Origin of the sequence: Rhodococcus sp. 15-649-2-2, from assembly GCF_002258645.1 — a bacterium.
Classification (GTDB): Bacteria; Actinomycetota; Actinomycetes; order Mycobacteriales; family Mycobacteriaceae; genus Rhodococcoides.
On sequence record NZ_NPFM01000016.1, the window covers coordinates 107,175 to 118,383 of the forward strand.

At 64.2% G+C, this 11,209-nt stretch carries 12 protein-coding genes; 7 read left to right on the forward strand and 5 right to left on the reverse strand.

Features of this window, described 5'->3' with window-relative positions; all coding sequences use genetic code 11:
- Positions 1–19 precede the first annotated feature (19 nt).
- Entirely contained in the window at positions 20–1,195 is a 1,176-nt protein-coding gene (locus CH305_RS08205) for an MFS transporter (protein WP_094608912.1), read from the forward strand.
- Here the strand turns inward: CH305_RS08205 and CH305_RS08210 are convergent.
- Complete coding sequence (locus CH305_RS08210) at positions 1,150–1,824, reverse strand: glycoside hydrolase family 25 protein (RefSeq protein WP_052058586.1); 675 nt, start codon at positions 1,822–1,824, stop codon at positions 1,150–1,152. The genes CH305_RS08205 and CH305_RS08210 overlap by 46 nt on opposite strands.
- A gap of 231 nt (positions 1,825–2,055) precedes the next feature.
- On the opposite strand from CH305_RS08210, the gene CH305_RS08215 reads away from it, so the two are divergent.
- Complete coding sequence (locus CH305_RS08215; protein WP_037175222.1) at positions 2,056–2,742, forward strand: thioesterase domain-containing protein; 687 nt, start codon at positions 2,056–2,058, stop codon at positions 2,740–2,742.
- 9 nt (positions 2,743–2,751) lie between these two features.
- Here CH305_RS08215 and CH305_RS08220 read toward each other — a convergent pair whose 3' ends face one another.
- Entirely contained in the window at positions 2,752–4,089 is a 1,338-nt protein-coding gene (locus tag CH305_RS08220; RefSeq protein WP_032402738.1) for an amylo-alpha-1,6-glucosidase, read from the reverse strand.
- 106 nt (positions 4,090–4,195) lie between these two features.
- Here CH305_RS08220 and CH305_RS08225 point away from each other — a divergent pair, with 106 nt between their 5' ends.
- The 4 genes from CH305_RS08225 to CH305_RS08240 all read left to right on the forward strand — a co-directional run bounded on the left by CH305_RS08225 (position 4,196) and on the right by CH305_RS08240 (position 8,037).
- Positions 4,196–4,711: a DinB family protein gene (locus tag CH305_RS08225; protein ID WP_094609092.1), complete on the forward strand. Its 516-nt coding sequence runs from the start codon at positions 4,196–4,198 to the stop codon at positions 4,709–4,711.
- 13 nt (positions 4,712–4,724) lie between these two features.
- Entirely contained in the window at positions 4,725–5,396 is a 672-nt protein-coding gene (locus tag CH305_RS08230) for an SDR family oxidoreductase (RefSeq protein WP_094703360.1), read from the forward strand.
- A 181-nt stretch (positions 5,397–5,577) separates the two neighbouring features.
- The gene (locus CH305_RS08235) at positions 5,578–6,621 is read left to right on the forward strand and encodes an ABC transporter substrate-binding protein (protein ID WP_176458184.1); all 1,044 of its coding nucleotides are present in this window, start codon (positions 5,578–5,580) and stop codon (positions 6,619–6,621) included.
- Positions 6,622–6,777: 156 nt separating this feature from the next.
- Complete coding sequence (locus tag CH305_RS08240; RefSeq protein WP_094703361.1) at positions 6,778–8,037, forward strand: TetR family transcriptional regulator; 1,260 nt, start codon at positions 6,778–6,780, stop codon at positions 8,035–8,037.
- Between the two features lie 2 nt (positions 8,038–8,039).
- On the opposite strand, the gene CH305_RS08245 is transcribed toward CH305_RS08240, so the two are convergent.
- Complete coding sequence (locus CH305_RS08245; RefSeq protein ID WP_094703362.1) at positions 8,040–8,651, reverse strand: cytochrome b/b6 domain-containing protein; 612 nt, start codon at positions 8,649–8,651, stop codon at positions 8,040–8,042.
- Positions 8,635–9,360, reverse strand: a complete 726-nt coding sequence (locus CH305_RS08250; RefSeq protein ID WP_052058537.1) for a molybdopterin-dependent oxidoreductase — start codon at positions 9,358–9,360, stop codon at positions 8,635–8,637. Before CH305_RS08250 ends, CH305_RS08245 begins: the two co-directional genes overlap by 17 nt.
- An 88-nt stretch (positions 9,361–9,448) precedes the next feature.
- Between CH305_RS08250 and CH305_RS08255 the strand changes: the two genes are divergently transcribed.
- Positions 9,449–9,874 (forward strand): pyridoxamine 5'-phosphate oxidase family protein, encoded by a 426-nt coding sequence (locus CH305_RS08255; RefSeq protein WP_032401688.1) that lies wholly within the window; start codon positions 9,449–9,451, stop codon positions 9,872–9,874.
- 5 nt (positions 9,875–9,879) lie between these two features.
- On the opposite strand, the gene CH305_RS08260 is transcribed toward CH305_RS08255, so the two are convergent.
- Complete coding sequence (locus CH305_RS08260; protein WP_255182610.1) at positions 9,880–11,118, reverse strand: lipase family protein; 1,239 nt, start codon at positions 11,116–11,118, stop codon at positions 9,880–9,882.
- Positions 11,119–11,209 lie beyond the last annotated feature (91 nt).

Here is an 11,209-nt window from a genome sequence, read left to right on the forward strand (position 1 = left end):
CACGCCCGTCGTTGCGCTGATGGCCGTCGCCACCGGACTATCGGCCGGCGGCAACTACCTCAACCAGCCACTGCTCGACCTCATCGCCACCGAGTTCGGTGTCTCGGAATCGGCCGCCGCGGTCTCGGTGACAGTCGCACAGATCTCGTACGCGCTGGGGCTGCTGCTGCTCGTTCCTCTCGGCGATGTGGTGGACCGTCGGAAACTCAGCGTCGGCCTCATGGTTCTCGCCGCAACGGGTCAGGCTGTCACCGGCTTTGCACCGGGACTGTCGTGGCTACTGGTCGGCACCGCAATCGCCGGATTGTTCTCGGTCGCCGCGCAGGTCATCGTGCCGTTTGCTGCGTCGATGGCACACCCGGAACAGTCCGGCCGCATCGTCGGCATCGTGATGGGCGGACTGCTGACGGGAATCCTGCTGGCTCGCAGCATCTCGGGACTGCTGTCCTCGGTCACTGGCTGGCAGGGCGTCTACCGGCTCGCCGCGGTGCTGATGCTCATCTCCGCTGCCGGACTGTGGCGGGTACTGCCGCGTCGCACCGCCACGGCGGACGTCACCTATGGCTCGGCGCTGTTCTCCATGGGTCGGCTGGTGCGCACCCATGAGCGGCTGCGCACGCGCGCTCTGCTCGGCGGCCTGGCCTTCGCGTCGGTGAGCACCGTGTTCGCCAGCATGACGCTGTTGCTTTCCGGCGACCGGTTCGGATTCAGTGCCGCACAGATCGGTCTGATCGGACTGACCGGCGTAGCAGGCGCTCTGATGGCCTCGGTCGCAGGCAGACTCGCAGACCGCGGACTGGTCCAGTGGGCCAGCGGTACCTGCGCCGTCCTGCTGATCGCGGTATGGCCACTGTTCGCCCTCGGCGGGCAGTACTGGGTGGTGTTCGTGATCGCGTTCGTGCTCGTCGACCTGGCGTTGCAGGGCGTGCACGTGAGCAATCAAAATGTCGTCTACGCCCTCGATCCGGCCGCTCGCGCCCGCATCAACTCCGTGTACATGACGACGTACTTCGTGGGCGCATCAGCCGGCTCTGCCGTCGGCACACTGGCCTGGGAACACTTCGAGTGGACGGGCGTCTGCGTCGCCGGAGCCGGATTCGCCGTCCTCGCCCTACTGGTGTGGCTGTGGGACATGCAGGTCGAGCGACATCACCAGCGAGCCAAGGCCCTCAACGATTCCGGTGTGCCGGCGTAGTGATTGACGTCGGTGCGCCCGTCGATTCCGGGGATCGTGCCGCGGTCGGTGAACTGCCAGAACAGCCATTCGGTCCAGCCGCCGGGTAAGGGCCCCAGCTCGTCGTTGTAGTCGGCGATCCACAGCGGGTAGTTGTTGAACTCGTGGGTGTCGGCCATCGCCGTCCGCCAGAAATTGGGATACGTGTAGATGATCGGCTGACGTCCGGTCAGCGTCTGAACGGTGTTCAGGTAGCGGTGCGTCCAGTCGATCAGCTCGGCAGGAGACTTACCTTTGGCGTCTTCGAGGTCGAGTACCGGCGGCAGATCGCCCGGGCCGTTGATGCCCAGCACCAGTGCGGAGTAGTACGCGCCCTGCAGTTCCGGGGAGAGAGTCACATCGGCGTAGTGGTACGCCCCGCGCGCCACGGAGGCCGTACGCATGACGATCGAGTCCTCGACGAAGTACGGGTTGACGTAGTCGAGACCCTCGGTCGCCTTGACCATCGCGAACCCGTGGCCTGCGGCTTTGACGGTGTGCCAATCGATGGCAGTGCCGTCGATGTGTTGCCACGACGAGACGTCCGGTCCCTGCGGAACGGCAGAGGCGACCGCAGGCACGGCACACGTGATGACGCCGACCGACAGGATTCCGAAGAGGGCACGAACTGTGCGAGAGAAGACCACCGGGCTGAGGCTAGGGGCCCGGACCTGGGCACTCAATGGTGAACAGTCACTAATGCGCTCTGTTCACAGACGTGGTTGAGTCGTCGGTAATGAGACGTGGGTAACACTCACGCTGCCGACGGCGACATACCCAGAGTCGGCACGAACAAACCCTATGGAAACACGAACTACATCTCTTGGCTCGGAGGCGCACCCATGACTGTCGTGAACGATCTTCCCCATCTGGCCCTCACGGAACTCGACCCGTCGAACTATGCGGTACCCACCATTGCGCCGATCCGAACCACCGGCCATCTCGATCCCGTGTTCTGCGTCCACCCGCTGGTAGGTCTGGTCGATTGCTACGCAGGTCTGGCCACTCACGTCGACGACGCCCGGCCCATCTACGGCGTCCAGGTACCGGCGTCCGGTGAACGCTCCGAGTCCCTCGCGGCATTGGCCGCCTCCTACGCCGACGACATCGTTCGTGTCCAGCCCGCCGGTGCAGTCCACCTCCTGGGTATGTCGTTCGGCGGAGTTCTCGCCCACGCCATAGCCGTCGAACTACAGAGCCGCGGCGTCACCGTGGGAGCGCTGACGCTGCTCGACAGCGACCCGGTCCGGGCCCGCGCCGAGGGAGCGGACCTCCTCGCGTCCATGGGCGACGAGATCGATCGCAGTCACGTCGAGGAGTTGCTGGCCGTCGCCTCGCACAACGACGAGCTCGTGCAGCGACACCTGCCCGGCATCTACTTCGGCGACATCCTCGCCGTCTCGTCCGTAGGAACCGACTCCGGTTCCGCATGGCATCCCTTCGTGTGCGGCACGGTCGCCAAGTACCTCGTGCCCGACGCCACCTCGTTCGACGTCGTCGGCCCGCTGGTGGACAGCTATCTCAGCTGATCTCTCGCTCTATCCCAGCCAGTCCAGCACGGCCGCGGCCGTCCACGATTGCTGCATGCTGCCGAGCGGCTTGCCGGTGAACGGCTCGTAGTACTCGGCAAAACTGCCGTCGCTGGCCTGCCGCAGTCCTTCGTCCCGCAAGGTCAGTGACCGCTCGGACCAACCGCGACGCGCGAACGCCCACGAGAACAACCACGTCATCACCGGCCACACCGGTCCACGCCAATACTCACGGGCGCGGAAGTCCTTCGACACCGGCGACGTCGAGGGCGGGACGGCGTACCGCAGATCCGGATGGCCGCAGAATCGTGTGCCCTCGAATATTCGAAGCAGGTTTCGCTCCTGCTCGCGGGGCAGACCACCGCACAACAACGGCGCGAACATCGCGATGGTCTCGGTGCCGATCCACTGACCGGTGCGCAGATCGAAATCACGAGCCCCACCGGAGCGCGCATCCGTCGTCGCGACGACGCCCTTGCGGAACTTCTCGGCCCACGAGCGCAACTCGCGAACGTCGGAGCGCGGACGCGAATGGTCCTCCCCGATGGTGGCGAGCACGTCGCATGCCACCGCGAAGATGGCACTGACGAACACGTCCTCGACAGCAAAGCTCATTTTGGTCTTCAACGCGTCGTCGTCGTACCCGACCTGCTTCATCTCCTCCACCAACCAGATGTAGCGGTCGTACTCGAGGTTGCTGGGCCGCTGAGAGGCGTCGGTGATGACCGCCTTGTCCTCCCTGAAGTACGGATCCATCTCTCCGGGAACAACATTGGCGTAGGCCGAATCCCAGCGCGGCGAGTTGTCCATACCCGACTCCCAGCCGTGGAACAACGCGATGCGTCCGTTGTCGTCGACGTCGCGAGCCTGGGCGAGCCAACGATGCCACCGCACCAGATCGCCCCAGCGTCGATCGAGAAACTCCTCGGCGACGGCGCGCGTGGTCCGCCCGTGGCGCTTGGAGTGATCGAGGATGCGCTGCACGGCAATCGCGTGCACCGGGGGTTGGGTGATGCCGGAGGTCTGCGGGTTCATCGGAGCCTGCGGGGCGAGGGTACCGGTGGCCCACCGCGCTGGACCGGGAAAGTAGCCGTCGACCCCGTTGGCGAAGACGATGTGCGGGATCATCCCGTTCTTCCACTGCGCCGAGAGCAGCGTGTCCATTTCCACCACGGCACGCTCGACACTCAGCGGTGCCAGCCCGACGGAGACGAATGCCGCGTCCCAGCTCCACATGTGCGGATACAGCCTCGGGGCCGCGCTGGTCATGGTGCCCAGGTCGTTTCCTCGAAGCAGGTACGCCGCCCGTGCCGCCAACTGCGTGGAAGTGAAACCTCGATCGCCCATGCAGACAGTTTGCGTCCATACGCGCAATTCCGCTCGTTTGGATTGCGGACCGAACCTGACCGCTATCGAGCCTAGTGTGAATTTCACCAGCCACCAGGAGGAAAAGATGACCACCGAAAGCACCGACATCGTGAAAATGCTCGCCGAACAGCGCGCCAACTTTCTCATCACCGTCCGCGGAATCACCGACGAGCAGGCACGCACGCGAACGACCGCCAGCGAGCTCACCCTGGGAGGGCTGCTGCACCACGTTGTCAGCAACGAACGGCACTGGATGAAGGTGATCGCAGACCTGGACGAGACCGCCGAATTCGACATGGCCAGTGCCGGCGGCGAGTACGTGATGGGCGACGAAGAGACCGTCGCAGGACTTATCTCCGAATGGGAAGAGGTGGCGCGGTCCACCACCGATGCCCTCGCAACGTTGGATCCGAACCTGTCCGTCCCGGTCCCGACAGCACCTTGGGCACCTGAACGAATCTGGCAGACTGCACGATTCACCGTGCTGCACATCCTGCGCGAAATCTCGCAGCACGCCGGCCACGCGGACATCATTCGCGAGGAACTCGACGGTGCGAACACCACCCAGACCTGGGCCTCCGAGGCGGGGATGAGCTTCTAGCTAACCTGATTGCATGACTCGTACTGCACTGGTGACCGGAGCAAGCCGTGGCCTCGGGGCCCATATCGCTCGACTGCTCGCTCCGGATCACCACGTGTTGTTGGGGGGACGATCGGCCGAGTCGCTGAAGCCCATCGCGTCGGAATTGGCCGGGTCCACCCCATGGCCGGTTGAGTTGACCGATCCCGACGCGGTAGCGGCGGCCGCGTCGAGCATCGATTCTCTGGACGTGTTGGTGCACAACGCCGGAGTGGCAGCACTCGGGACGGTCGAGGAGTCGACGGCGGAGGAGTGGCGTCGCCAGTACGAGGTGAACGTCATCGCCGTCGTCGAGCTCACTCGGCTTCTGCTCCCTGCCCTGCGCGCCGCCGAAGGCCATGTGGTCCTGATCAATTCGGGAGCCGGAATTCGCGCCAACCCGGGTTGGGGTGCCTACGCGGCGAGCAAGTTCGCGCTTCGCGCCTTCGGTGACGCATTACGTCAGGAGGAGCCATCGTTGCGAGTTACCTCGGTGCATCCCGGCCGCATCGATACCGAAATGCAGCAGGAAATCGTCGCACACGAGGGTGGAGAGTACGACGGCTCGAAGTTCTTGCAGCCCAGCACCGTTGCCCTCGCGGTGCGCAATGCGATCGACACGCCGGCCGATGCTCACCCGACGGAAGTGGTGCTTCGCACCAGGTGAGCGGAACCTCGTAGTGGGGGTCGAGTTTCTGTTCACATCGAGCGTTCCCCAGTCGACTCGGTCGGTCCGATCCGCCGCCGCGTACGTCCCCGGTGCGCCGAACCAACTTCACCGAACCCACGTCGAGTTGGCTAATCTCCGACATAGGCAATGTTTGCCTAACTTGGACGATGGGGAAAGTATGCGGATCTTCACGATCTCACCGACACGAACGGCGGCCTCTCGGCACAGACTGACGACGGCTTTCGCAGTGCTCTCGATAGTGGGTGTCACAGCATTGAGCGGATGCTCGTCGTCCGACGACGGGCCGGCGGAATCGAATGGGGCCGCCTCGGAGTCCGGATTCAGCTACGTGGACGGCCGCGGAGAAACCATCGCGCTCGACGCAGTCCCGTCACGCATCGTGGCAAGCGAACAGGCCGCAGCAGCGTTGATCCCGCTGGGCATCGAGCCGGTCGGTATATGGGGAGGAAGCTCCTTCGAGTCGTCGATCCCCCTTCGCGGCCTCGATCTCGATGGCATCGAAAGCGTCGGACAGGCATACGGCGACATCGACGTCGAGAAGGTCGCAGCCCTCGACCCCGATGTGATCATCACGGGTTGGTATGCCGGTGGTGCCTACGGTGGCCTCGGTCTGGAAACGTCCGACCTGGCACAGAAGCTCGAGCAGGTGGCACCGTTCCTCGCGGTATCCGCGCAGAAGCCCTCATCCGAGTCCTTGCGCGACTACGAGGCCCTCGCAACCGAACTCGGTGCCGACATCGATACCGAAACAACCCGAGCCGACCGTGAGGCCTACGACTCCGCTGTCTCCGGTCTGAAGGACGCGATCGCTGCCAGGCCGGGTCTGACTGCGATGGCCATTTCCCCATCGGATCAGTACTACGTCGCGATCAACAACGAGTTTCCCGAACTGCGCGACTACCAGAACTGGGGCCTGAACCTGCTCGAGTCCGACGTACCGCGCTCCGCCGACTCGGGATCCTTCACACCGGTCAGCTGGGAGAATGTCGGTCTGTACCAGCCGAATCTCATTCTGCTGGACACACGTTCATACTCCACCCCGCTGGCCGAGCTGAAGACCGACCGCCCGACATGGGCACTGGTCAAAGCGGCAGAGGCCGGCAACATTGCCGACTGGACTACGGACGCGACCAACAACTACGCGAGCTACACCACACAGATCGTTGCCCTGACAGCGGCAATCGACAAGACGACGGACTAGCCCCGCCACTTGACGGTAGGAACAGTTTGGTAAGCGCACCGTTCCATTGGTGAACAGTGCTATGCAGCGCACCTGCGCTGTGAGGGTGGCGCGGACGAGGTTGCTACCGTTCTTCTCGCAATCCTGTGCTGTTCAGTTCTGTGAAGGCGGTAGTCGATGAACCCCAGACCGACCGCACGCGAGCAGTTCTTGCAATCCGGATATCGGTTGTTGGGCGAACTCGACAGCACCGACCTGGCACGATCGCTCTCCATCGCCGATGTTGTCGACGGTGCCGGTCTGTCGCATCAAACGTTCCACAACACCTACCCGGGTAATTCACGGAGCGGCGGCTCGGGCGGTAAAGAGGCGTTCGTCGCGGATCTCCTCGACAACCTCACCGTGAACTACAGCGGGACCATCGTGCCGGCCGACCCACCGACCGGATGGCGCGACGTGGCCGGGCCCGCGTCGGCGTTGTTCGACGACCTGACATCGGGCCTGATGAGACGTCGCCTCATCGCCGCGCTCTTCGCCGCCGATCACGACGGAGCCCGCAAGGCTGTCACGGCGGAGTTCGAGCGCCTCGACAACGACTTCCGCACCGTCGTGGGTCAGGCCATTCAGGCTCAGGGTGGATCCGTACGCCGGCCGCTGTCGCTGACATCGCTGTCGACGATCCTCACCGCTCTGCTCGACGGACTCGCTGTCCGCGACATGCTCGCGCCCGGCTCCGTCGCGGACAGCGATGTCACCGACGCAGCCACCTCCATCCTGCGGTGGGCCATCGATCCACTCCACACCGATCGGAGCTCCCCCGAGCCGGAGGAGGACGACTCCCTCGAGGTCTCCGACACCCTGCGCCCCGATCTGGAAGGGGACGTGATCGCGGCAACCGAGGCCCTCTTCCTCGATCATGGATACTTCTTGGTCACGCTCGCCGATATCGCTGCCGCTGCGCGAATTCGCGTCGACGACCTCCGTCGTCTGTTCCCCAGCAAGGTCGACATCATCGTCGCCGCTCTGAAACCGGAGTTCGATCGCATCTTCCGGCTGCGCCGTGCCGACGAGCGACTCGGTATCGAGCCAGCACTGGCACTGCAACGCACTCTGATTGCGTTGGGAGACTTCGTGATCGACAATCGGGCCATGAGCGCGGGGATGCTCCTCGCCCTGAGCTTCGAGCAGTTCCAACAGCCCAGCACGATCACGACGGTGATGGAGAACTTGTTCCTACCGTCCGCTGTCGTCCCGATACTCGAACGCGGACGTGCAGCCGGCGTATTCAGCGAGGAGGCATCGGTATTGGAGGTGGCGGTCATGTTGACCAACAACGTTCTCTTCCGGTGCCTGACGCGGCCTACCGAAACGTCGGCCCAAGTTGCGACAGGGGTGCTGCGGGTGCTGATGCCAGGGGTCGCGACGCGGTCGGACTGACCTCACGCGGCTGGGGGATCCTCGTCCACCCATTCCGGATGCTCGCGCCGGGCCCACTCTCGCGTGACGACTCCCTCGGTCATCCCGCGCATGGCCTCGGTGTCTCGCCATGCGTAGGTGATGTGTCCGCCCACCAGAATGCCGAATCCCAGTGCGAACCAATCGTGTACGAAGGTCGCGCCGATCCGCCAGTTCAGCGGGCTCCAGTTCTGGAAGTACATCACCGCACCGGTCAGCAGTAGCACGAGCATCGACCCACCGCTGAGCGCGCCGTTCAGCTTTTGGCCGGCGTTGAACTTACCGACCCCCACCGCGCCGAGGCGACGGGCCTTGGAACGCAACCACTTCCAGTCGTCGTCGACGAATCTGTTGAGGCGCGCCAGGTCGCGTCGGTAGCCCCTCGATACCGCACCGGCGATCAACGGAACCGGAAGGAGGAAGCCCGACCACACGTGGACGAACTCCACGATCGGGCGGTGTCCCACCAGCACTGCGAGCGAGCCGATGTAGAGGACGGCGGCGGTGACGATGCAGACGATCACCAGAATCCCGACGGCCCAGTGCACGTATCGTTCGACCCGTCCGAAGCGAGCGAGCTCAGCCCGTTGGGTCATCGCGACGCCCGTTCGATTCGCCGACGTATGCGTCGATGTCGTATCCGCGATTCTCCCAATAACCCGGCACCACGTTGTCGGTGAGCTCGATGCCCCCGAGCCACTTGATGCTCTTGTAGCCGTACATCGAGGCCACGAACAGTCGAACGGGCCCACCGTGGTCGTGGGTCACCGGACCGTCCAACATCGTCAGCGCAACCAGGACGTCGTCCGAACGCGCCTGCTCGAGCGTCAGACTCTCCGTGTAGGTCCCGTCGAACGAGGTGAAGCGAAGCGAGTTCGCCGACGCGGTTGGTCCGACGGCATCGAGAATGTCGGCCAATCGCACTCCGCTCCAGGCAACTTCGGGTACTCGCCATCCCGTGACGCACTGAAAGTCACGCACCAACGACGTCTGCGGCATCGAACGGAGGTCCTGCAGAGTGAACGTGCGCGGTGTGTCGACGGAACCGCCCACCGTCAGGGCGTACGAGTTCTCGTCCTTACGCGGAGCGCCCTGCGTCACCGAGTAGAACCGAAAGTTGTTCCCGACGGGAATCAGTCCGATCAATCCCGTCGGGTCGTGGTTACCGATCGGACCGAGTACGGAAGCGAGACCCTTCTGGATCGCCCCGCCACCGGCGATGCCCGCAACACCGGCCGCCACCAGGCCGAGCACGACTCGGCGACCCACGGGACTGCCCGGGATCTCTCGCTCGTCGATCGGCATCCCTCCACTGTCCACGCTCGACGACGATCCGTCACCTGGGGATGCTCGAAGTCTGGATGTTCGACGCCGGAAGTCCTACCGTGAAGACATGGCACTGTCGAAGGCAGAACGCGAAGAATTTCTGGCCGAATCTCGGATCGCCGCCTTGTCCGTCGCCGCGGGTCCGGATCGGGGGCCGCTCACCGTCCCCATCTGGTACGACTACATCCCGGGCGGTGACGCGTGGGTCCTCACCGGCAGGACGTCCAAGAAGGCCCAATTGATCAGGGCTGCAGGTCGATTCACTCTCATGGTCGAGCAGTCGAATCCGACGATCGAATACGTATCCGTCGATGGGCCGGTGGTACGCGAAGAACCCAGCACGCCGGAGCTTCTGCGCGCCATGGCAACGCGCTACCTACCCCCGGAGAAGGTCGACGGCTACCTACAGATGGCGAACAGCGAACACGAAGAAAACGTGGTGTTCTACCTGCAACCGGAGCATTGGCTGTCGGCCGATCTCGGGGCCATCTGAGAGAGCTACGAAGTGGGTGTCAGGGCATTGCCGGGCGGGATGGTCACACAGTTGCTGTGCGTCGGCCCACCGGCAAACCGCTCTGTCAGGAACTGCAGACTTTGCGCCTCGAACACCGGGAAGGCTTCGCTGTGCGTCAAGCCGTCGTACTGTGCGTACTGCACATCGACGCCCCGGCCGCAGTATGCGTACGCCAGTCCCTGCACGTCGCCGGTGATCATGATGGTGTCGCCGATCGGATCGGCATGGCCGACAGCCAGGAACATCGGCGTCCGAGGTGTGCCCTGGCTACCCATGATGTTGTCGTCGATCGCCGCCACCACCTCGGGCACGTCCAGCAGGGAGTTGTACGGGGCCTTCACCATCGAGGCGTCGGTGAGTGTCGGGTAGTCGTCGGCGAACTGGGCGATGCACTCCTGATCGACCTGATCGATCACCTCGAGGCCGTAGTCGGAGACGAAGCTGTTCAGGTCCAAGCCGTAGGCACGCTCGTAAGCGACGATCAGTGCCGGGATGACACCCGCCCACTGCTTGTTACCGCTGACGTACGGAAGGTTGTGAGCCAGGTCGACCGGCAGCCCACCGGCCGCTACTCCGACGAGATTCAGCTCGGGTGCGTACTCGGGGGCAATTTCGGCACCCCATTGCGTCGGGACGGATCCACCGGAGTAACCGATCATCCCGACGGGAGTGGTCGACGGAAGCTGCAGAAAGGATTGGGCCGCGCGGACGCCGTCGAGAGCGGCGTAGCCCGACTGCCGCCCGATCGTCCACTCGAGCTCCTCACCCTCGTAATCCGGCACGACGACGGTGTAGCCGGCTGCGAGGTAACCGGCAATGACCGCCTGTTCCGCGCCGGCAATGGGACTCGTGGACCCGCCGCTGAGCGTGTACGAGGGATTGCACTGAGAGCCGAGGGCGTCGTAAGCCATGTGGTACGAGACGATCCGCGTCGGCCCGGGGACCAAGGGCCGCAGCACCGTGGCGACCGTGACGACAGCGTCGCCCTGTTGGTCGGTAGTTCTGTAGAGAACCTGGCTACCCGTGATCGGCGTCGGCTGGGTGGGGGTACGGAACGTCATGGGCCTCGACCGCAGCACCGTTCCCGGGGAGACGTCGAGGCCGCCGTCCCAATCGTAGAACGGATCATCGGCAGGAACCGGTGAGCCGGGTCCCGGATCTGCTTGTGCAACAGGCACACTCATGAGTGACGCGGACCCGAGAAGTAGAACGACCGTGGCCATCAACCTCACCGCGAACCCTCTACCAGCCAGTGACATGGAACAATTAAACCCCCGCGAACTCGAAGTTATGGACGGAAATCGCCAGATTTTC